Source organism: Xanthobacter flavus (assembly GCF_017875275.1).
Classification (GTDB): Bacteria; Pseudomonadota; Alphaproteobacteria; order Rhizobiales; family Xanthobacteraceae; genus Xanthobacter; species Xanthobacter flavus_A.
Window position 1 is genome coordinate 2,745,483 of record NZ_JAGGML010000001.1, and the last position, 21,582, is coordinate 2,767,064.

The 21,582-nt window shown below is 70.7% G+C and carries 20 protein-coding genes; 6 read left to right on the plus strand and 14 right to left on the minus strand.

Going from position 1 to position 21,582, the window contains the following annotated elements; translation table 11 throughout:
- Positions 1–2 precede the first annotated feature (2 nt).
- Positions 3–1,685, plus strand: a complete 1,683-nt coding sequence (recN, locus tag J2126_RS13220; protein WP_209487408.1) for a DNA repair protein RecN — start codon at positions 3–5, stop codon at positions 1,683–1,685.
- 17 nt (positions 1,686–1,702) lie between these two features.
- Here recN and arfB read toward each other — a convergent pair whose 3' ends face one another.
- Together arfB and J2126_RS13230 are read right to left on the minus strand one after the other, a co-directional pair.
- Positions 1,703–2,125: an alternative ribosome rescue aminoacyl-tRNA hydrolase ArfB gene (arfB, locus tag J2126_RS13225; protein ID WP_209487409.1), complete on the minus strand. Its 423-nt coding sequence runs from the start codon at positions 2,123–2,125 to the stop codon at positions 1,703–1,705.
- A 55-nt stretch (positions 2,126–2,180) separates the two neighbouring features.
- Entirely contained in the window at positions 2,181–3,299 is a 1,119-nt protein-coding gene (locus J2126_RS13230; protein WP_245327311.1) for a GNAT family N-acetyltransferase, read from the minus strand.
- A 324-nt stretch (positions 3,300–3,623) separates the two neighbouring features.
- Between J2126_RS13230 and J2126_RS13235 the strand changes: the two genes are divergently transcribed.
- Positions 3,624–4,232: a hypothetical protein gene (locus tag J2126_RS13235; protein WP_209487410.1), complete on the plus strand. Its 609-nt coding sequence runs from the start codon at positions 3,624–3,626 to the stop codon at positions 4,230–4,232.
- A gap of 104 nt (positions 4,233–4,336) precedes the next feature.
- On the opposite strand, the gene J2126_RS13240 is transcribed toward J2126_RS13235, so the two are convergent.
- Positions 4,337–5,869, minus strand: a complete 1,533-nt coding sequence (locus tag J2126_RS13240) for a YifB family Mg chelatase-like AAA ATPase (protein ID WP_209487411.1) — start codon at positions 5,867–5,869, stop codon at positions 4,337–4,339.
- 137 nt (positions 5,870–6,006) lie between these two features.
- On the opposite strand from J2126_RS13240, the gene J2126_RS13245 reads away from it, so the two are divergent.
- Positions 6,007–6,789, plus strand: coding sequence for a class I SAM-dependent methyltransferase (locus J2126_RS13245; RefSeq protein ID WP_209487412.1), 783 nt, complete (start codon positions 6,007–6,009; stop codon positions 6,787–6,789).
- A gap of 6 nt (positions 6,790–6,795) precedes the next feature.
- On the opposite strand, the gene J2126_RS13250 is transcribed toward J2126_RS13245, so the two are convergent.
- The 10 genes from J2126_RS13250 to J2126_RS13295 form a co-directional block, all read right to left on the minus strand.
- On the minus strand, positions 6,796–7,107 hold the full coding sequence (locus J2126_RS13250) for a polyhydroxyalkanoic acid system family protein (RefSeq protein WP_209487413.1): 312 nt from the start codon (positions 7,105–7,107) through the stop codon (positions 6,796–6,798).
- 116 nt (positions 7,108–7,223) lie between these two features.
- Entirely contained in the window at positions 7,224–8,168 is a 945-nt protein-coding gene (gshB, locus tag J2126_RS13255; RefSeq protein WP_209487414.1) for a glutathione synthase, read from the minus strand.
- Positions 8,169–8,247: 79 nt separating this feature from the next.
- Positions 8,248–8,649: a YraN family protein gene (locus tag J2126_RS13260; protein ID WP_209487415.1), complete on the minus strand. Its 402-nt coding sequence runs from the start codon at positions 8,647–8,649 to the stop codon at positions 8,248–8,250.
- Positions 8,642–9,610, minus strand: coding sequence for a 16S rRNA (cytidine(1402)-2'-O)-methyltransferase (gene rsmI / locus J2126_RS13265; protein WP_209487416.1), 969 nt, complete (start codon positions 9,608–9,610; stop codon positions 8,642–8,644). Before rsmI ends, J2126_RS13260 begins: the two co-directional genes overlap by 8 nt.
- A 54-nt stretch (positions 9,611–9,664) precedes the next feature.
- Positions 9,665–11,959, minus strand: a complete 2,295-nt coding sequence (hypF, locus tag J2126_RS13270) for a carbamoyltransferase HypF (RefSeq protein WP_245327313.1) — start codon at positions 11,957–11,959, stop codon at positions 9,665–9,667.
- 21 nt (positions 11,960–11,980) lie between these two features.
- A complete protein-coding gene (locus J2126_RS13275; protein ID WP_209487418.1) occupies positions 11,981–13,438 on the minus strand; it encodes a nickel-dependent hydrogenase large subunit in 1,458 nt (485 codons plus the stop codon).
- Positions 13,435–14,445: a HupU protein gene (locus J2126_RS13280; RefSeq protein ID WP_209487419.1), complete on the minus strand. Its 1,011-nt coding sequence runs from the start codon at positions 14,443–14,445 to the stop codon at positions 13,435–13,437. Before J2126_RS13280 ends, J2126_RS13275 begins: the two co-directional genes overlap by 4 nt.
- Positions 14,442–15,827, minus strand: a complete 1,386-nt coding sequence (locus J2126_RS13285; protein WP_245327314.1) for a sensor histidine kinase — start codon at positions 15,825–15,827, stop codon at positions 14,442–14,444. Before J2126_RS13285 ends, J2126_RS13280 begins: the two co-directional genes overlap by 4 nt.
- Positions 15,828–15,895: 68 nt before the next feature.
- A complete protein-coding gene (locus J2126_RS13290) occupies positions 15,896–16,846 on the minus strand; it encodes a hypothetical protein (protein ID WP_209487420.1) in 951 nt (316 codons plus the stop codon).
- A gap of 111 nt (positions 16,847–16,957) precedes the next feature.
- The gene (locus tag J2126_RS13295) at positions 16,958–17,572 is read right to left on the minus strand and encodes an alpha-ketoglutarate-dependent dioxygenase AlkB family protein (RefSeq protein WP_245327315.1); all 615 of its coding nucleotides are present in this window, start codon (positions 17,570–17,572) and stop codon (positions 16,958–16,960) included.
- A gap of 216 nt (positions 17,573–17,788) precedes the next feature.
- On the opposite strand from J2126_RS13295, the gene J2126_RS13300 reads away from it, so the two are divergent.
- Complete coding sequence (locus J2126_RS13300) at positions 17,789–18,304, plus strand: hypothetical protein (protein ID WP_209487422.1); 516 nt, start codon at positions 17,789–17,791, stop codon at positions 18,302–18,304.
- Positions 18,305–18,382: 78 nt separating this feature from the next.
- Positions 18,383–18,766, plus strand: coding sequence for a VOC family protein (locus tag J2126_RS13305; RefSeq protein ID WP_209487423.1), 384 nt, complete (start codon positions 18,383–18,385; stop codon positions 18,764–18,766).
- A 22-nt stretch (positions 18,767–18,788) separates the two neighbouring features.
- On the opposite strand, the gene pncA is transcribed toward J2126_RS13305, so the two are convergent.
- Positions 18,789–19,451, minus strand: coding sequence for a bifunctional nicotinamidase/pyrazinamidase (gene pncA / locus J2126_RS13310; protein WP_209487424.1), 663 nt, complete (start codon positions 19,449–19,451; stop codon positions 18,789–18,791).
- A gap of 217 nt (positions 19,452–19,668) precedes the next feature.
- On the opposite strand from pncA, the gene dnaK reads away from it, so the two are divergent.
- On the plus strand, positions 19,669–21,564 hold the full coding sequence (dnaK, locus tag J2126_RS13315; RefSeq protein ID WP_209487425.1) for a molecular chaperone DnaK: 1,896 nt from the start codon (positions 19,669–19,671) through the stop codon (positions 21,562–21,564).
- The last annotated feature ends 18 nt before the right edge of the window (positions 21,565–21,582 follow it).

Sequence of the window (21,582 nt, forward strand, 5' to 3'; positions counted from 1 at the left end):
CCATGCTGGCGACGCTCTCGATCCGGGACATCGTCCTCATCGAGAAGCTCGATCTCACCTTGTCCGAGGGCCTCACGGTCCTGACAGGTGAGACGGGTGCCGGCAAATCGATACTGCTCGATGCCGTGTCCCTCGCCCTCGGCGGGCGGGGGGATGGCGCGCTGGTGCGCCACGGCCAGCCCAAGGGGCAGGTGACCCTCACCTTCGATCTCGCACCCGACCATCCCGCCCACGCCATCCTCTCCGCCGCCGAACTGCCCGACGAAGACCAATTGGTGATTCGCCGCATCCAGATGGCGGACGGGCGCACCCGCGCCAGCGTCAACGAGGAGGCGGTGAGCGTGCAGACGCTGCGCCTCATCGGCGCCAGCCTCATCGAACTGCACGGCCAGCACGCCGACCGCGCCATGGTGGATGCCGCGAGCCACCGCCTCCTGCTCGACGCCTTCGGCGCCCTCGCCCCGCAGGTCGCGGCCGTGGGCGAGCTATGGCGGGCGTGGCGGACCGCGCTCACCGAGGCGAAGGACGAGCGGGAACGGCTGGAGATCGCCGCCCGCGAGGCCGATTTCATCCGCCACGCGGTGGAGGAACTTGGCGCGCTCGGTCCCGAGCCGGGCGAGGAACTCGCGCTGTCCGAGCGGCGCACCGCCATGATGCGCTCCGAGAAGATCGCCGGCGATCTCGACGAGGCGCTGGATGCGATCTCCGGCGGCGGCTCGCCCGTGCCGTCGCTGGCCGCCGCCGTGCGCCGGCTGGAGCGCCGGGCCGGCGACGCGCAGGCGCTGGTGCGCCCGGCCGTCGAGGCCATCGACCTCGCGCTCGATGCACTGGAGACCGCGCGCCAGCATCTGGAAGCCGCCCGCGCCGATGCCGATTTCGACCCGCGCGAGCTGGAGCGGATCGAGGAGCGGCTGTTCGCGCTCCGCGCCGCCGCCCGCAAGTATCACGTCAGCGCCGACGATCTGCCGGCCCTGGCTGCCCGCTACCAGTCCGATCTGGAGCGCCTCGACCGCAGCGCCGCGACGCTGGCGCGGCTGGAAGCGAGCGTGGCCGAGGCGGAGGGTGCCTATCGCGCCGCCGCCGAGGCCTTGTCCCGCGCCCGGCACAGCGCCGCCGCCGTGCTCGACAAGGCGGTGGCCGCCGAGCTGCCGCCGCTGAAGCTGGAGCGGGCGAGCTTCATCACCCGCGTCACCAGCGATGCCGCTGCGGCAGGACCGGCCGGGCAGGACCAGGTGGAATTCTGGGTGCGCACCAATCCCGGTACCCGTCCGGGCGCGCTGATGAAGGTGGCCTCCGGCGGCGAACTGGCGCGTTTCCTTCTGGCGCTCAAGGTCGTGCTCGCGGATCGCGGCTCGGCACCCACCCTGATCTTCGACGAGATCGACACCGGCGTGGGCGGCGCGGTGGCCGACGCCATCGGCCAGCGGCTCGGCCGCCTCGCCGAGCGGGTGCAGGTGCTGTGCGTCACCCACGCGCCGCAGGTCGCCGCCCGCGCGCGCAACCACCTCCTCATCGCCAAGGCGAGCGTTGAGGATGTGGTGGATCCCGATGCGCCCGTCACCACCCGCGTCAACGCGCTTACCGCCAGCACCCGGCGCGAGGAGATCGCCCGCATGCTCGCCGGGGCAACCGTGACCCAGGAAGCCCGCGCCGCCGCCGACCGCCTGCTGAAGGCGGCGCGCTGACGGGCTGCTAGATCCTCTCAGTCCGCGTCGGGCTTCGATTGCCGCATGGATTTCACCTGACCACGCCGGTCCTTGGCTGCGAGGCGCCGTTCCTTGGAGGCGAGGGTGGGCCGTGTCGGCCGCCGCACGGGCATCACCACCGTGGCGGCGCGGATCAGCTCCACGAGGCGCTCGATGGCGTCCTCGCGGTTGCGCTCCTGGGTGCGGAAGCGCTGGGCCTGGATGACGATGACTCCATCCTGCGTCATGCGCCGGCCGGCGAGACGGGCAAGGCGCATCTTCACGCCCTCGGGCAGATTGGGCGAGCGCGCCGCATCGAAGCGCAGCTGAACCGCGCTCGATACCTTGTTGACATTCTGCCCGCCGGGCCCGGACGCGCGCACGAATACGAGTTCGATCTCGTCCTCGGCGATGGCGATGCGGGGCGTGATCTCGATCATGGCGCCCTCTCCTGAGGGCGCCGCTTATGCACCGCCCGGCGCGGCCTGCCAACGCTCAGATGGCGTGACGGTTCGCGGTGGGGCCGAAATGCTCCACATAGCGCGGGCTGATGACGGACACGGGCAGGATGATGAGCACGTCGGTGGTGCCGAACTGATGATCGACCACCGCGCCGTCGCCGACGAAGCCGCCCAGCCGGAGATAGCCCTTGATGAGCGGTGGCAGGGCCTGCAGCGCCTTCTTCATGTCGATGTCGGCCTTGGCCATGCGGTCCATGGAGACATGCCGTCCCTCCACCGCCCGCGCGCGCCATTCCTCCGGCGCCAGGGCGTTGTGGTGGAGGAAGGAGAGCGGCAACGCGAGCTCCGTCGGGTCAGTACCTTCGAGGCTCGCGCAGCCGAACATGGCGTCGATCTTGTTGCGCAGGATGTAGGTCCACACCCCGTGCCACAGCAGCTCCACCGTGCGCTTGTTGCGATAGGGCTTGAGCACGCAGGAGCGGCCCAGCTCCAGGAAGCGCAGGGTCGGGTGGGAGCCGATGACCCCGCCCACGTCGAACTCGCCCTGGGTGTAGAAGCCGCCGTGGCGGTTCGCCACCTCCTGCCGCAGCAGCCGGTAGGTGCCCACCACCTTGGGCTTGCGCCGGCCGAGCACGATCTTTCCAGCGTCGTGGTCCAGCACCAGGATGTGGTCGCAGATGGTGTCGAAGCTGTCCATGTCGCGCCGGGCGAGGCGCGCCGGGGCGTCGGGAGTCGCCGACATCTCCTCGTAGAAGACCTTGTAGCGCAGGCGCTGGGCGCGGCGGACGTCGCGCGCGGTGCGGGCGAGCCGCACCTCCAGCGCGCCGAGGCGGCCGAGGACGATGCTCTCGGGCTTGGTCGGCACCGCATCGCGGTGGCGCAGCCCGGAATAGGCGCGCAGGTCGGTCACCAGCTTTTGCGGGGCCGGAAGGGCCGAGCGGCCGGCGGGCGTCGCCTGCTGGGCGCGCAGGAAGGGGAAGGCGCCGGGCTCGGTGCCGAATGGGGTCACGGCCCCCTCGCGGCCGAAGTCCTTCTTCAGGTCCTTGGCGAAATCGCGGGCAAAATCCCGTGCGGCGTCGCGGGCGACATCGAAACCGCGGCCGAACAGGGCCGGCAGGTTGAAGCCGGGATCCGGTTGTCCCATCCGTTTCATCGCAACGACCCCCACTCCGGGCCGCCGCCGCTGGCAGGCGTGCCGCAACCAACGCTTGGTATCGCCCTGCCGCCCGAGCGCAGTCCGGGGCAGCTACCCGGCCGACGCGCCGCACGGGCTGCGAGGAGCGACCTGGAAGATGCCCCGCTTAAGGCGGGTGCCCAGGACTTGAACGCCAGCATCACCATAGTTTTCCGACGCCACTGTGACAATGGGTGGACCGCTCACGCCAAAGCCTCGCGGACGCGCCTTGCCGCTACGGCGCCTCGGATGGTAGCGGCAGGTTTCCGGCGCGTCAGCGCCCGTGATTCGTTGGGGGACCAGATGATTTCGAACCGCACGCATCTTTCGGCCGTGCTCCTCGCCGGGCTCGTCCTTTTCGCGCCGGCCGGCCTCAAGGCGCAGCAGCGCCCGGCGCCGGTCGAGGTGACGCAGGTCTTCGTTCAGGGCATCGGGCAGGTGAACGTGCTCGCCTACAAGGCCAAGTTCGTCTCGGCGGACCCCGCCACCCGCCGCGTGGTGCTGGAGGATCCCGCCGGCCGCCGCTGGGCGGTGATCGCGCCCCCGCTGCTCGGCGACCTTTCGCTCTACCGGGTCGGCGAGAACCTGCTCATCCGCGTGGCGCCGGGCGTCGTCACCGCCCTCGGCAAGGCGCACCAGGGCCGGCCGGGCGAAGTGATGGCGGAGGTTGCCATCAACGACGGCCTGCCGGGCTGGCCGGAGGGCTTCGGCATCCGCGAGGTGAAGCTGACCTCCATCTTCGTGGGCCTCGACCCGGCGGCCGGCACCGTGACCTTCGAGGGGCCGGACGGCAACGTCCGCGTGGTCCGCGCCGCCAACGACAAGGTGCTGGCGGACGTGCAGAACGTGCGGCCGGGCGATCTCGCGCAGATCACTTATATCGAGGGCCTTGCCGTCAACGCCATGCGCTGAGGCGGAGGACCCTCAGAGCGATCTCCCGGCATCGGATGGTGCCGGGAGATCGCACTCCGCGGTGCGGACTGCGCAAGGCGCTGGCCAACGGCCCCGCCCCGGATCTATGCCGCAGCCCGCGGCCGCTCGGCCGCGGCGCGATAGGCGAGAGCTTCCGCCAGATGGCGGCGGCCCACCCCGTCCGCGCCGTCGAGATCGGCGAGCGTGCGCGCCACCTTCAGCACGCGGTGGTAGCCGCGGGCGCTCAGCCGCATGGCGTCGGCGGCATCGCGCAGCAGGATCGCGCCGGCCGAATCGGGCGTCGCCACAGCTTCCAGCAGCGGGCCGGAGGCCTCGGCATTGGTGCGCACATCCGGCCGGCCAAGGGCGGCATAGCGCTCCAGCTGGATCTCCCGCGCCATGGCGACCCGCGCCGCCACCTCCCGCGAGCCTTCGGCCGGCGCCGGCAGCACAAGATCGGAGGCTGAGACCGACGGCACCTCCAAATGGATGTCGATGCGGTCGAGGAACGGCCCGGAGAGCCGCGCCTGATATTCGTCGGCGCAGCGCGGTCCGCGCTTGCAGGTGAAACCGGGCTCCCCCGCGCGCCCGCAGCGGCACGGGTTCATGGCGGCGATGAGCTGGAAGCGCGCCGGATAGGTAACGCGATGGTTGGCGCGGGCGATGAGCACCTCGCCCGTCTCCAGCGGCTGACGCAGCGAATCGAGCACCTGCGGCGTGAATTCCGGCAGTTCGTCGAGGAAGAGGACACCATTGTGGGCGAGCGAGACCTCGCCCGGCTTGGCCTTGGCGCCACCGCCGACCATTGCCGCCATGCTGGCCGAATGGTGCGGCGCGCGGAACGGCCGGCGGTCCATCAGCGCTCCATCTTCGATGGTGCCGGCCACCGAGGCGATCATGGACACGTCCAGCATCTCGGCCGGCGACAGGGGCGGGAGGATGGAGGGCAGGCGCTGGGCGAGCATGGACTTGCCCGCGCCCGGCGGGCCAACGAACAGGAGGTTGTGGCCTCCCGCCGCGGCCACCTCCAGCGCCCGCTTGGCAGTCTCCTGGCCCTTCACGTCGCGAAGGTCGAGCATGGTGTCTCCGGGCGGCTTCATCCGCGGCTCGGGCCGGCTCATCACCTGGCGGCCGGTCATGTGGTTGGCGAGCTGGATCAGCGACTGCGGGGCGAGAATCTCCATGTCGGGGCTGGCCCAGGCGGCCTCCGCGCCGCACGGCGCGGGGCAGATGAGGCCGTGCCCGCGCGCATTGGCGCCGATCGCCGCCGGCAGCACGCCGGCTACTGCCGCGATGGCGCCGTCCAGCGCCAGCTCGCCCACCACCGTGAAGCCGGACAGCGCATCGCCGGGAATGGCGCCGATGGCGGCCATCAGGCCCAGCGCGATCGGCAGGTCGTAATGGGAGCCTTCCTTGGGCAGGTCGGCGGGAGCGAGGTTCACGGTGATGCGCCGCGCGGGCAAAGCGAGCCCGGAGGCGATCAGCGCGGCGCGCACGCGCTCCTTTGCCTCGGTCACCGCCTTGTCTGGAAGACCGACGATGGTGAAGGCCGGCAGGCCCGCGGCCACATGCACCTGCACATCCACCGGACGCGCCTCGACGCCCTCGAACGCGACTGTTGCCACCCGCTGGATCACAGCCGCCCCCTGCCTGCTGCCCGTCTGCATCCCAAGGTAGCGAAGCCCGCTTTGCTCTGCAAGAACGAAAGCGGAACAATCGCGCTTGCGCCGGCCGTCGCCGCGGCTATGCTGGCGGAAGAAACGGGAGATCAGCCATGGCCGCCGAAGGTGCAGGCGCGCGCAGTCACGAGGCGCATGTGGTCGAGATGTTCGGCCCCCAGGCCGCTGCCTATGTGGCGAGCGCCGTCCATGCGCGCGGCGCCGACCTCGATGCGCTCAAGGCCCTCGTGGAAGAGGCGCGCCCCGCCCGGCTGCTCGATCTCGGCTGCGGCGGCGGTCATGTGAGCTTCACCGCCGCGCCGTTCGCGGGCGAGGTGTTGGCCTACGATCTGTCCGAGGACATGCTGGGCGCCGTCGCCGCCGAGGCCAAGTCGCGCGGCCTTGCCAATATCGCCACGCGGCAGGGCGTCGCCGAGCGCCTGCCCTTCGCCGACGCCAGCTTCGACATGGTCGCCTCGCGCTACAGCGCCCATCACTGGCGCGACGTGCCCCACGCCCTCGCCGAGGTGCGGCGGGTGGTGAAAGAGGGCGGGCAGGTGGTGATGATGGATGTGATCGCCCCCGAATGGCCGGTGGCGGACACCTTCCTGCAAACCGTCGAACTGCTGCGCGATCCTTCCCACGGGCGGGATTACAGCGCCTCCGAATGGACCCGCTCCGCCGAGGAGGCGGGGTTTCGGGTGGTGCGCACGGCGCACCGTCGCCTGAGGCTGGAGTTCGGGTCCTGGGTGGCGCGCATCCGCACGCCGGAACTGCACGTGGCCGCCATACGCTCCCTCATGGCCGGCGCGAGCGCGGACGTGGCAACCCATTTCGAGTTCGAGCCGGACGGTTCCTTCTCCATCGATACGCTCACCCTTGAGCTGGAGACGGCCTGAACCGGCCTATTTCTTCTCCAGCATGAGCCGGCCCTGCTTCTGGATGAGGTCCTTCGCCTTGCGGGCGACGAGATCCAGCATGAAGGGCAGCTCCACGGAGAGATGCACGGCGTCGTCCGCCACCTGAAGCTTGCCGCTGGCGGTCTGGCCGAGGGCGGCGATGCGGAAGTCGAGGTGCTCGCCCGTCCAGGTTTCCTCGAGGATGGAGATGTGGCGGGAAAAGCGCTCGCGCGCGCCGCTCAGCCCCGCCTGCAGGCGCCGCGTCGCCTCGGCCTTGCCGAGTCGGTGAGGGATGGAGGCGGTGAAGGGCTGTGCCATGATCGGTCCTGTCATGTGCCGCTGTGCGTTCCGCTCGTTAACGCCCGAGGACGCATGGCGGTTCGCGCGGCGAGCCGATGGTGCCGCCGCGTCGGTCCTGATGGGAAGGCGTGCGCTCAGGCGGCGCGGCGGGCCTCGATGCGGTCCCAGATCTGGGCCGCGATGTCCGGCCCGCCCAGCCGCTTGATGGCGCGCAGGCCGGTGGGGGAGGTGACGTTGATCTCGGTGAGGTTGCCGTCGATCACGTCGATGCCCACGAAGATGAGCCCCTTCTCGCGCAGGGAGGGGCCGATGCGGGCGCAGATTTCCAGCTCGCGGTCGGTGAGGTCGGTGGGCTTCGCCGCGCCGCCGCGCACCATGTTGGACCTGAGGTCGCCCTCGCTGGGCACGCGGTTCACCGCGCCGGCCGCCTCGCCGTCGACGAGGATGATGCGCTTGTCGCCATGCTTCACCGCCGGCAGGAAACGCTGGATGACCCACGGTTCGCGGAAGGTGGCCGAGAACAGGTCGTAGAGCGAGCCGAAGTTGAGGTCGTCGGCGGTGAGGCGGAACACGGCGGCGCCGCCATTGCCGTAGAGCGGCTTCATCACCACGTCGCCGAACTCGGCGCGGAAGGCCTTGATCTCGGCGAGGTCGCGCGAGATCAGGGTCGGCGGCATCAGGTCCGGAAATTCGGTGACGAAGATCTTCTCCGGCGCGTTGCGCACATGGGCCGGGTCGTTCACCACCAGCGTCTTCGGGTGGATGCGCTCCAGCAGGTGGGTCGCCGTGACATAGGCCATGTCGAAGGGCGGATCCTGGCGCATCAGCACCACGTCCATCTCGGTGAGCGGAATGCGCTCGCGCGCGCCGAGGGTGAAGTGGGCGCCGGCCTCGTCCTTCACGGTCAGCGGCTCCACGGCGGCGAACACTTCGCCGTCGCGCATGGCCATGCGGTCGGGCGTGTAATGGAACAGCGCATGGCCGCGCTGCTGCGCCTCCAGCAGGAGGGCGAAGGTGGAATCGCCTTGAATATTGATGCTGGCAATGTGGTCCATCTGGACCGCGACCTTCAGGGCCATGGCAATCTCCCGCTGGCCTCTCAGGCCACGCTATCTGTCGGCTCTATCTATAGGCGGGCGGCGCCCGCCGCCACTCGGCTCACACGTCCATCTCGAAGGCGCCGGGCAGGTGCTCGGCCTCGCCTGTGCGGGCGAGGAGCACCGCGTCGAAGCGCATGTTGAGCGCGGACAGCTCGGGGTGTTCGGCGAGGTAGGCCTCTGCGGCCGCCGCGATGCGCCGCCGTTGGCGGGGCTGGAGGGAGAAGGCGGCGTCCGCGAGGCGCGCCCTGAGCTTCACCTCGCAGAAGACGAGGAGGTCGCCCTGCCGGGCGATGAGGTCGATCTCGCCCGCCTTGGTGCGTACCCGCCGGGCAAGCACAAGGAAGCCGTGGGCGGCGAGCAGCGTCGCGGCGCGCTCTTCCGCCGCGAGACCGCGATCGTGGGCTGCACGGCGACGCAGCTTCCCCGCGTCCGGCGGAGGGCTGGCCGGGGCCTCAGGCATCCCCGCCCGGCTCCGGCTCCCCGGCACCCCGCGCCTGCGTGAGGGCGAGGGCGCGGGCGTAGACGTCCCGCTTCGGCCGGCCGGTGGCGCCGGCGACGGCCGCGACCGCATCCTTCAGCGAGGCGTCCTTCAGGGCGCGCAACAGCGCTGTGTCGACGTCCGCGTCGCCGGCCGCCTCTTCCAGTGGCGGGCCGATGACGAGGACGATCTCGCCCTTGGGGTCTTCCGCGTCCGCATAGTGCGCGGCGAGGGCGGACAGATCGGCGCGCCGCACCTCCTCGAACGCCTTGGTGAGCTCGCGGCACACGGCGGCGCGGCGGGGGCCGAGCACCTCGGCAAGGTCCGCGAGGCTCTCGGCGAGGCGCGGGCCGGTCTCGTAGAAGACGAGCGTGCCCGGCACGGCGGCAAGCGCTGAGATGCGGTTGCGCCGCTGGCCGGCCTTGGGCGGCAGGAAGCCGTCGAACAGGAAGCAGTCGGTGGGCAGGCCCGCCGCCACCAGCGCGGCGAGGAGCGCGGAGGCTCCCGGCACCGGATACACGCGGAACCCCGCCTCGGCGGCCTCCACCACCAGCTTGAACCCGGGGTCCGACACCAGCGGCGTGCCGGCATCCGAAATGAGCACGACACGCTCGCCGGCGGCGAGGCGGGCGAGCAGCTTCGGCCGGGCGCTGGCGCCGTTGTGGTCGTGATAGGCCATGAGGTGGGTCTGGATGCCGTAGCGGTCGAGCAGCCGGCGGGAGATGCGGGTGTCCTCGCAGGCGATCACGTCGGCCGCCGCCAAGGTCTCCAGCGCGCGCACGGTCACGTCGGCGAGGTTGCCGATGGGCGTCGCGACCACGTGCAGGCCGGGCGCGAGGCCGGGGGCGGGCAGGGTTGAGCCGGCGAGGAGGAAGGTTTTCACGGCACCCGCGGCGCGGCCTTCGGGGCGGCTGTGCGGATGCGGACGATGGGGCGTGGTCATGGCCCCACCATAGTCCCGCCCGCGCCGGACGGGAACGGCCCCGCCTGCATGGCTTCACGCCATGTGTCGCGCCGCCGCGACGACCGCCTGCCCAAAGGCGAGGCCGCCGTCATTGGCTGGCACTTCGGCGGGGATGAGGGGGGTGAGGCCACGCGCGCCGAGCCGGGCGGCTGTCTCCTCCAGCAGGCGCGCGTTCTGGAACACGCCTCCGGAGACGGCGACGGCCCGGGTGCCGGCCTCCTCAGCCGCCCGCGCCGCGACCAAGACGAAGGCATCCGCCAGCCCGGCATGGAAGGCCGCCGTCATGTCCGCGCGCGGCCGTGCGGCGGCAAGGTCGGCGCGGAGGGCGCGCCAGAGCGGGGCGGGATCGATCTCGATGAGGTCGCCCTGCGTGCGGATGTCGAAGGGGTAGGGCGCGGCGTCCCCCGCCGCCACGGCTTCCAGCGCCATGGCCGCCTCGCCCTCGTGGGAGAGCCGGTCGGGCGCGAGGCCGAGGAGCGCCGCCACGGCATCGAACAGGCGTCCGGCGGAGGAGGCGCGGGGGGCGTTGAGGCCCTTGTCCATCATGGCGCGCAGGGTCGGCACCGGCTTTCCGGCGAACAGCGCGGCGAGTTGGGCATCGCCGTCCACCGCCGCGCGGCCGAGCGCCCGGTCGAGATGGGCGAGCAACACGCGCCACGGCTCGCGGCTCGCCGCATCGCCGCCGGCGAGGGGGATGGGGGAGAGGCGGGCGATGCGGTGGCTCTTGCGATAATCGCAGAGCAGCACCTCGGCGCCCCACACGGTGCCGTCCTCGCCCAGTCCCAGCCCGTCGAGGGCGATGCCCACCACCTTGCCGTCGGCGCGACGCCAGCCGCTTTCGGCCATGGCGGCGGCGATGTGGGCGTGATGATGCTGCACGCTTTCCAGCGGGAGCCCGCGCGCCTCGGCGCGGGCGGCGGCGAGGCGGCTGGCGCGGTAGTCCGGGTGGAGGTCCGCCGCGATCACCTGCGGCACATGGGAGAAGAGGGCGGAATAATCGGCCAGCGCCGTCTCGAAGGCGTCGCCCGTGGCTGGCTCGTCGAGGTCGCCGAGATGGTGGGAGAGGAGGGCGCGGGCGCCGTGGGTGAGGCAGAGCGCGCTTTTCAGTTCGCCGCCCATGGCGAGCACCGGGGGCGCATCGGCGAAATCCTCCGGTAAGGCGAGAGGGAGCGGCGCGAGGCCCCGCCCGCGCCGCATCACGCGGAGCCTTCCGGCGGCGAAGCGCGCCACGCTGTCGTCGAGCCGGCGGGCGATGGGGCGGTCGTGCATGAGGAAGGCATCGACGATGCCGGCGAGGCCAGTCCGAGCTTCCTCATTCCGGAAGATCTGCGGCGCGCTGGAGCGGTTGCCGGAGGTCATCACCAGCGGGCAGCCGGTCGCCTCCAGCAGCAGATGGTGGAGGGGGGTATAGGGCAGCATGAGGCCGAGGTGGCTCTGGCCCGGCGCGAGGCCGGGGGCGAGACCGGCGTCCGGTCGCATCGGCAGCAGCAGAATGGGCGCGGCGGGGGCGCGCAGCGCCGCCTCTTCGTCCGGGTTGATGACACAGAGGCGATGGGCGGTGGCAAGGTCGGCCATCACCGCCAGAGGCTTGGTGGGGCGGTGCTTGCGGGTGCGCAGGAGCGCGACGGCCTCGGGGTTCGTGGCGTCGCAGGCGATGTGGAAGCCGCCGATGCCCTTCACCGCCAGGATGCGGCCGGCCCGCAACAGCTCGGCGGCATCGAGGATCGGATCGGATGACGCGATCTTCGCCCCCTCCCGTTCCAGCCACAGGCGCGGGCCGCAATCGGGGCATGCGATGGGCTGGGCGTGGAAGCGCCGGTCCGCAGGGTTTTCATACTCCGCGCGACACGCAGGGCACATGGCGAAGCCGGCCATGGTGGTCGCCGGCCGGTCGTAGGGCAGGCCGGCGACGATGGAGAAGCGCGGGCCGCAATCCGTGCAATTGGTGAAGGCGTAGCGGAGCCGCCGTGCCTTCGGATCGGCGATCTCCGCAAGGCACGCCGGGCACGTCGCCACATCCGGCACAACGCCGATGGAGACCGTGCCGGCCCCGCTCTCCACGATCCGGAATCCGGGCTCCGGCAAGGCGGCCGGATGGCGCTCCACCCGCTCGATGCGCGCCAGCGGCGGCGCCTCCGCTGTGAGGGCGGCAGCGAAGGCGTCGAGGCCCGCGCGTGGGCCGCCCGCATGGATCAGCACCCGGCCGCCGGCATTGGAGACTGTGCCGTCGAGGCCGAGGCGCAAAGCGAGGCGATAGACGAAGGGCCGGAAGCCCACGCCCTGCACGATGCCGGAAATCTCGATGATCTCGCCCGCGAACCCGTCCAATTCCGCCCCTTCCATGGCCGCTCAATGCACCGTGCAGACCATGCAGGGATCGAACGAGCGCACGATGTGCTGCACGGAAAGCGGCGTCTTCTCTCCTTGGCGCACCGGCGCGCCGACGAGGGCGGTCTCCAGCGGTCCCGGCTGGCCGGAGGCGTCGCGGGGGGAGAAATTCCAGGTGGTGGGGGCGATGATCTGGTAGCGGGCGATGCGGCCGCGCTCCACCACCATCCAGTGGCCGAGCGCCCCGCGCGCCGCCTCGGTGAGGCCGAAGCTGCGGCCTGCTTGAGGCAATGCGCCCTGCGCGCACCACGGCTCGCCGGGCCTGAGCGCCTTCACCCAGCCCTCCATGGCGATGAGCGTGCGCGCGGTCTCGATGAGCCGGCCGACAACGCGCGAGCGCACATTCGCGCCTTCCTTCGCCGCGAGATCGCGGGCGAGCTTCTGGCCGGCGATGACCTGCCGGGCGAAGGCGCCGGTCTCAAAGGGCAAGCCTGCGAGGCGCGGGGCCTTGCACCAGGTGTAGCCGGTCTCGTCCGCGCCATCGGGAAAGGTCGAGCCCTCGAACGGATGATGCGGCGCCTCCCGCCCCTCCATACGGGCGAAGGAATGATCCTCGGCGATGGCGGAGGGATCGACAGAGCCGAGGCGCCCCGCCGCAAAGGTGCCGCCGGCATAGAGCCTGCCCTCCTCCTGCGGATAGGCGCCGTAGGAGAGGAAGCGATCGTCGGCGCGGCCCAGTGCGGCAAGGTCGAGGTCTTCGGTGATGGTGAGGAACAGCCGGAAATCGCCGTCCGGCCCCGTGCGGCGCCAGATGTCCAACTCCTCGGCGTCGGCCAGCGCCGCGACGCGCTCCAGCGGGGCGCCGTAGAGCCGTGCCTCAAGGTCCGCTCGCACGGAGCCCAGCGTGGCCAAGAGGCGCATCTTGTCCCGCGCGTCCGCCCCCTTGGCGACGCCGCCGGGCTGGAGCGCCAGCGTGTGCGGCCAGCGGCCGGCGAGGAGGCCCATGACGTGCAGCAGTGTCGTGCGGGTGGCGAGGGCCTCGCGCACGCTCAGCCCATGCGACGCCTTGAACCGTCTCTCGGCCTCCGCGAACCAGGGCCGGTCGGAATAAGCCGCGCGGGCGAAGTCCGGCATGAAGAAGACGTGGAAATGGGTGAGGTGGTCGGCCACATTCTCGGTGGCGAGGATGAGGTTGGTGGCGACGCGCCCGTTGTCGGTGGGCACCACCCCCTCCAGAGCCGCCAGCGCCAGTGCCGCCGCATGGGATTGCGACACCGAGCAGATGCCGCAGATGCGCGGCGCGATGACGAGGGCGTCGCGCGGGTCGCGACCCTCCAGAATCCGCTCGAATCCGCGGAACAGGGGCGAGGAGACAAAGGCCTGCTTCACGGCCCCGTCCGCCACGTCGAGGCGCACCTCCAGGTCGCCCTCCACGCGGTTGAAGGGGCCGACCACCAGCCGTTTCGTGCCGTCGCTCATCGCTTCCTGATGTCCCGGACGGCGGGCGGTGTCACCACATGGTCACTCACCGCGTTGCGGCGCAGGCGCTCGGGCGTCGCCGCCTTGGCGAGGGAGGAGAGGGCGATGAACCAGGCCTTGGGCATGTCGGTGGGCAGGCCCACGGGGATGCCGCCGATCTTCGGCGTCTCGATGAAGGCGTGGCCCGGCTCCTCGAACTCGGGCGCCGTGCAGTTGATGCAGGCATGGCCGCCGCGGGTGCAGGAGCCCTCGCCGTTCCACAGGCGGGTGTTGCAGTCCGCATGGGCCTGGGTGCCGAGGCAGCCGAGATGCTCCATCATGCAGCCGAGGTCGCTCATCTTCTCGGCGCTGGCCTTGTACTCGTAATATTCGTTGCGGGGGCAGCCGTGGTGCACGAGGTGGTCGGCGTAGAAGCGCGGGCGGCCGTAGCTGTCGAGATCGCCGCCGTGCAGCAGGCCGGCGGAAAGCAGCATCAGCGTTTCCGTCACCCAGTTGGGATGGGTGGGGCAGCCGGCCACATTGATGACCGGCAGGCCGGCACGGGCGCGGAATTCAGCGCCGAGGGCGCCGCCGGGGCGACGCCCGTCATATTGCAGGCCGCAGGCGTCGGCCGGATTGACCCCGGCCGCCGTCACGCCGCCATAGGCCGCGCAGGTGCCCACCGCCACCACATGCTCCGCCACGGCGGCGAGCCGGCGCACCCAGTCGATGGTGGCCGTGTCGGTGCCGGCGAGCATGTGGAAGCGGCCGGTGCCGTTCGGGCCGCGCAGCAGCGCGCCCTCGATGCACAGGGCATCGAGCCGGATGGCGCCGGACAGCACCGCCTCGAACAGGGCGATGGCCTCGTCCCCGGTCTCCTCGGAGAGCGTGGGGTGCCACAGGAAGCGGATGTTGGCGGAGGCGAGCGTCGCGGCAAGGTCCGGCGCCTCGGCGCAGAGCAGCGACATGGTGCAGCCGCCGCAGCCGCCCGACTGCAGCCAGAGCACGGTAAAGGGGGCTGCTTTCATGGCGCCGCCGGCAGCACGAGGGAGAGGATGGCGCCGCCCTCCGGGTGGTTCCCGGCTTCGAGCCGCCCCTCGTGCTCCTCGGCGATGCGGTAGCAGATGGAGAGGCCGAGGCCGGTGCCCTTGCCCACCGGCTTGGTGGTGAAGAAGGGATCGAAGATGCGATCCATGAGCGCATCGGGAATGCCCGGTCCGGTGTCGCGCACCCGCACCGCCACCTGCCGCCCGTCGGCCGTCTGGATCCGCTCTCCGGTGATCTCCAGCCGCCGGTCGGCGCGGCCTTCCATGGCGTCCACGGCATTCTGCACGAGGTTCATCATCACCTGATGGATATGGCCGGGATGCCCCACCGCCTCCAGCCCCTCGGGTACGGCGACGGTGATGGGCAGGTCCGGCATCTGGGATTTTGCCACCCAGTCCACCGCCGAGCGCACCACGCCGGCGAGGTCGAACACCTCCTGTGCCTCACGCCGGTCGGAGGAGAAGCGCCGCAGGTCCGCCACGATGTCGCGCACGCGCTCGGCCCCCTCCAGCATGCCGGAGAGGGTGGCGGGGATGTCGGACAGCGCCCGGTCGATGCGCAATTCGCCGCGCGCCTTCGCCAGCGTGGCGCCGTCCGCGCCGGCATGCACCTGATCGAGATAGGCGATCAGCCGCTCGGCATAGCGCTTCATCGCATGGGCGTTGCCATAGACGAAGGAGATGGGATTGTTCAGCTCATGGGCGACGCCGGCCACGATGCGGCCGAGCGAGGCCATCTTTTCCGCATGGACCAATTGCTGCTGGGTGCGCTTGAGGTGCTCGTGGGCCTTGGCGAGGGCGCCGTAGGCGGCGCGCAGCTCGCCGATGGGGCGGCCCACCAGCACGATGCCCACCGCCCGCCCGCGCGGATCAAACCTCAACGCGCCATTGACCGCGATGGCGAGCGGCCCGTCCGGCGTCGCGAGGGTGAATTCCCGGTCGGCGATGCGCTGGCGCCGGGCGACGGTGGCGAGCACGTCTGCCGCCGTGGTCTCGGAGGCGGCATCCAGCAGATCGGACAGGGGGCGGCCGAGGAGGGCGTCGGCCCGCTGGCCGAAGGCGCGCTCGGCGGCGAGGTTCACCTGCTCCACCCGGCCGGAGAGGTCGCACGCCACCAGCACGTCGGTCATGGAGCCGAGGAGGCCGGCGATGAAGCCCTGCGCTTCTTCAAGCGCGGTGTTCTTGGCCTCCAGCTCCACCTGCTGGCGGACCAGCTCCGCATAGGTCTCGTCCATCTTGCGGATGACGGCGATCCACGCCTCGTCCGCGTCGATGGCGCCGAAGTCCGTGCCCGCGCGCGGCAGGGAAAGCGGGCTGTCGGGCAGCAGGTCGCTCGGCATATCCTGACGCCCGGACGTGGGCATGGGCGGTTCCCGGCGGAGAAAGGGACGGCAAGGGTAATCCCGCGGGCCGTCCCGGCGCAATGCAGGGGTCAGCGCGCCTCCACGCCGTCCCTGAGCGCGCGCAGGCGGTCGTAGACATCCGGGAAGGCGTCGAGCTTGGTCACGCCCACCATGCGGATGTATGCGGTGGGTCCGAAGCGGATCCACTGCACCACCTTGATGGGCGCGCCGGTGCGGGCATCGGCGCCGGTGGCCATCACCTCGAAGCCGGCCTGTCCGTTGATGCGCTGGGGCTCGGCGCGGTCGAGCTTGAGGTCCTTCACGCCGGGAATGGTGGACAGGGCGCGCAGGGCGAACTGGCGCCGCTCGTCGTCGCGCGGTGCGCCGCCGGCGATGGAGACGACGAACACCGGCTGGTCCGGGCCGTCCAGCGTATCCTTCGGTCCGTCGGTGAGCAGGAGCGTCGTGCCGCCCAGCGCCCGCACCGGCCGGAAGCCGGCGAGGTTGGTGACGGCAAAGGGCAGCGAGCCCGCCTGATCGGCCACGTTGCGGAACGTGATGCTGGAGAGCGCCTCCCGTACCACCTTGTCAGGATAGGCGGCAGCGCCCGCCTCCGGCACCTGAACGGTGACGATGCCGGTGCCCCTCTCGCTGCCCACCAGCAGCACCCATTTGCGCACGCTCACCGGACCCGCGGTCTGCCGGCCGATCAGCAGGATCGCCTTGGCGCCCTTGAGGGGAAAGTCCTCCCGGTCTTCCAGCGTCACCCCGCGCGTGGTCAGGGCCTGCTCGCTGAAGCCGGTGACGAGCTGGTCATAGGCTTCGGCCGGCATGTCCACCACCAGGATGGAGGATTTCGTGGCATCGTCCTCGAACCCCGCGAACTGCTCGCTCTCCACCATGCCCGGCGGCGGCACCAGCCCGATGGCCGAGCCGCGCGGATACATCAATTCGACCGCGCCAGCCGGCACGGCGGGCGCTGCGGCGAGGAGAAGAGCGAAGGCGGCGGAAAGAAAGGCGGACGTGAAGGCGAGGCGCATCGAGGGCTCCGGCGGGACGCGGCCAAAGCGGGCCTTCGCCTGCGGGCCGGTCTGCCTGTGTCGGGCGTCAATCCGGCTTTTCTGTGAATGGCGTGGCGGAAAGGTGGCGGATCACGCGGCGGTGACACGCCGAAGCGTGAGGTTGAAGCGCCCGCCCTCGTCCACGAGCCGGGACGTGCCGGGCAACAGGCGGTCGATGCCGTGGAAGGCGAGGCGGCTCGGCCCCGACAGCAGGAAAACGTCCCCCGACGCCAGATGGATGGAGCGCGTCGGCCCGCGCCGCGTCTCGCCACCCACCCGGAACACGGCGGTGTCGCCCAGCGAGACGGAGAGCACAGGTGCGGTGAAGTCCGCCTCGTCGCGGTCCTGGTGCAGGCTCATGCGGGCCTCGGGCGCATAATAATTGATGAGGCAGGCCTCGGGCGGCGCGGCCTCCGGGGCGAGGCGATTCCACAGGTCCATCAGGCGCGCGGGCATGGCCGGCCACGGCCGCCGCGTCTCGGGATGAAAGCTCTGATAGCGGTAGCCGGCCACATCGGACACCCAGCCGAGCGGCCCGCAATTGCTCATGCGCACGGAGAAGGGCTGGCCGGTGCGGGGCATGGTGGGGGTGAAGAGGGGGGCCTCGGCGAGCACCGCGCGGATCTCGGCCAGCAGCGCCGCCTGCGCCGCCCGGTCGAGCGCCTCGCGGATCCACAGGGCGCCGGGCTGGAGTTCGAGCGGCATCGGCGCGCCCGCCAAAGATCCCGTCATCGGCTGGACGCTGTGATCTTGGCGAATTGAAGAGGACGCGGCAGCGGCATGGTGGCTTTCCCTTGTCCCGGCGCCGGTTTTAACAAGGTAGTAACTATATATTTCATCTGAAGTTTCGGCCATATGCCGACAGATTCCACGCGGACGATGCCTTCCCGGTGCTGGGGTTCGGGAAGAGGAGTTGTCGTCATGCGCAATCATCTCCTGTGGAAGGGTGCTTTCTCTCGCGGCGTCGCGCTGTCCGGCCTCGCCGCCGTCGCTTTCGTCCCGCTGGTCGTCGCTGGAAGCGTCGCGCCGGCCGTCGCCCAGACCACGGTGGCGGTGCCGGGCGGGTATGTCACGTTCACGCCGGTGCAGCGGCGCTACATCGAGAGTTATGTGGTGCGCCACCCGGTCCCGCCGGCCTATATCCCCGGCGGCTTCGTCGCTGAGGTGGGGGCGGTGGTGCCACCCGATGTCGACCTGCGCCGCTTCGGCGTCGCGCCGGAGCCCTATGGCCGCTACGGGCAGGCAGTGGCGCAGCCGGGCTATGGCCAGCAGGGCTACGATCCGGGCTTCGATGACGAGGACGGCTACCAGACGCTGGACGAGGCCGGATACGCGCCGGGGGCCGGCCTCTCCCAATACCGCTACGTCACGCTGCCGGGCAACGAGGCGGCGGTGGTGGAGCCGCGTTCGCGCCGGATCATCCTGATCGTGGAGTAAACCCCGCCCCGCGTGGCGGCGGCGCCGTGCCTCGGGCATAGTGCCGCCGGCCATCCGGCCGGTTCGAGGGAGGCGTTGATGGGCCCGCACGGGAAATTCTACTGGAACGAGCTTCTGACCGACGACGTGGAGAAGGCGCAGGCCTTCTATTCCGCGACGCTGGGCTGGACCTTCAGCGAGATGCCCACCGGGGGCGGCCACGCATATTACGTCGCAACCCTCGGCGGCGAGCCGGTGGCCGGGATGATGGACAAGACCGACATCCTGCCGCCCCAGGTGCCGCCCCATTGGTTCAGCTACATCAATGTGGACGACGTGACGGCGCGGGTGGAACTGCTGAAGGCGGCCGGCGGCCAGGTGCTGCGCGAGCCGTTCGAGATCCCCGGCATCGGCCGCATCGCCATCGTCAGCGACGCCACCGGCGCGCCCTTCGGTATCATGACCGCCGCCGAGCAGGGATGATCTGACACCGGGGCAGGCGGGCTCAGGCCAAAAGGTCCGCCGCCGCCAGCCTGCGGACCGCGACCCGCTCCATGTCGGCAAGGGCGGCCGCGAGCGAGCCGTCCACGTCGATGGACCGGCAGGCGTCCTCGATCACATAGGTGGTAAAGCCGTGCCGCGCGGCATCCACCGCCGACCACGACACGCAGAAGTCGAGGGCGAGGCCGGCGAGATACACCGTATCGATCCCCCGTTCGCGGAGGTATCCGGCGAGGCCGGTGGGAGTGGTGCGATCCGCCTCGTAGAAGGTGGAATAGCTGTCGATGGCCTTGTGGTGGCCCTTGCGCACCACCAGCTGCGCGTGCGGCACCTCCAGGCCCGGCGCGAAGGCGGCCCCCGGCGTGCCTTGCAGGCAATGGTCCGGCCACAGGATCTGGCGGCCGTAGGGCAGGTCGATCATGTCGTAGATCGCGCGCCCCGCATGGGTCGAGGCGAAGGAGATGTGGCCGCGCGGGTGCCAGTCCTGAGTCAGGATCACGTTGCGGAAGCCGGCGGCGAGCCGGTTGGCGAGGGGCACCACCTCATCACCGCCGGGGACCGCAAGGGCGCCGCCGGGCAGGAAGTCCACCTGCAGATCGACGAGGATGAGGGCGGCGCGCGGATCGGCGCCGGGACCCGACCCGGCGGCTGGCTTCAAAGGGGCCATCCGTTTCCTCGCGCGGCTGTGAAAAATGGAGCGTGCCGCCTGCTACCATGCCTTGCGGGGCCAAATCACCCCCCCTATATGCGCCTCGATCGCCGTTTTCGCGGCGAACCCCAATTCTAAGTTTCAGGGGGCCGGCGGACCGGTCGCGGGAGGGGCTCGCGACGATCCACCTCGGGCGCCGCAAGGGCCCGGTCGGCCTGCCGGCAAGGAGAATCATATGGCCAAGATCATCGGTATCGACCTCGGCACCACCAATTCCTGCGTCGCGGTGATGGAGGGGTCCACCCCGAAAGTCATCGAGAACGCCGAGGGCGCGCGCACCACGCCCTCCATCGTCGCCTTCACGGAGGACGGCGAGCGTCTCGTCGGCCAGCCTGCCAAGCGGCAGAGCGTCACCAATCCCGAGCGCACCTTCTTCGCGGTGAAGCGCCTCATCGGCCGCCGCTATGACGACCCCACCGTCGCCAAGGACAAGAACCTTGTGCCCTACCAGATCGTGCGCGCCGACAACGGCGACGCCTGGGTGGAAGCCGACGGCAAGAAGTATTCCCCCTCGCAGATCTCCGCCTTCATCCTGCAGAAGATGAAGGAGACGGCCGAGTCGTTCCTGGGCGAGAAGGTGGAGAAGGCGGTCATCACCGTTCCCGCCTACTTCAACGACGCCCAGCGCCAGGCCACCAAGGACGCGGGCAAGATCGCCGGCCTCGAGGTGCTGCGCATCATCAACGAGCCCACCGCCGCGGCGCTCGCCTATGGCCTCGACAAGAAGTCGGCCGGCACCATCGCGGTCTATGACCTCGGCGGCGGCACCTTCGACGTGTCGGTGCTGGAGATCGGCGACGGCGTGTTCGAGGTGAAGTCCACCAATGGCGACACCTTCCTCGGCGGCGAGGATTTCGACATGCGCCTCGTCGGCTACCTCGCCGATGAGTTCAAGAAGGAGCAGGGCATCGACCTGCGCAACGACAAGCTCGCCCTCCAGCGGCTGAAGGAAGCCGCCGAGAAGGCCAAGATCGAGCTGTCGTCCGCGACGCAGACCGAGATCAACCTGCCCTTCATCACGGCGGATGCGACCGGCCCGAAGCACCTCACCATGAAGCTCACCCGCGCCAAGTTCGAGGCGCTGGTGGACGACCTCATCCAGCGGACCGTCGAGCCCTGCCGGCTCGCGCTGAAGGATGCCGGCCTCACCGCCGGGCAGATCGACGAGGTGGTCCTCGTCGGCGGCATGACCCGCATGCCCAAGGTGCAGGAAGTGGTGAAGCAGTTCTTCGGCAAGGAGCCCCACAAGGGCGTCAACCCGGACGAGGTGGTCGCCATCGGCGCCGCCATCCAGGCGGGCGTGCTCCAGGGCGACGTGAAGGACGTGCTGCTGCTCGACGTGACCCCGCTGTCGCTGGGCATCGAGACGCTGGGCGGCGTGTTCACCCGCCTCATCGACCGCAACACCACCATCCCCACCAAGAAGAGCCAGGTGTTCTCCACGGCGGAGGATGGCCAGACCGCGGTGACGATCCGCGTGTTCCAGGGCGAGCGCGAGATGGCGGCGGACAACAAGATCCTCGGCCAGTTCGACCTCATGGGCATTCCCCCGGCGCCCCGCGGCGTGCCGCAGGTGGAGGTGACCTTCGACATCGACGCCAACGGCATCGTGCAGGTCTCCGCCAAGGACAAGGGCACCGGCAAGGAGCAGCAGATCCGCATCCAGGCCTCGGGCGGCCTGAATGACGCCGACATCGAGAAGATGGTGAAGGACGCCGAGGCCCACGCGGCCGAGGACAAGAAGCGTCGGGCCCTGGTGGAAGCCAAGAACCACGCGGAAGCCCTCGTCCACTCCACCGAGAAGGCCGTCGCCGAGCATGGCGACAAGGTCGGCGCGGCGGAGAAGGGTGCCATCGAGGCGGCCCTCAATGACCTCAAGTCTTCGCTGGAAGGCGACGACGTGGAGGCCATCACCGCCAAGACCAACACCCTCGCCCAGGCCTCCCTCAAGCTCGGCGAGGCCATGTACGCGGCCCAGCAGCCGGGCGCGGAGGCGGGCGCCAAGCCGGCGGACGACGTGGTGGACGCCGAGTTCACCGAGGTCGACGACGACAAGAAGAAGTCGGCCTGATCCCTTCGCCCAGAGCGA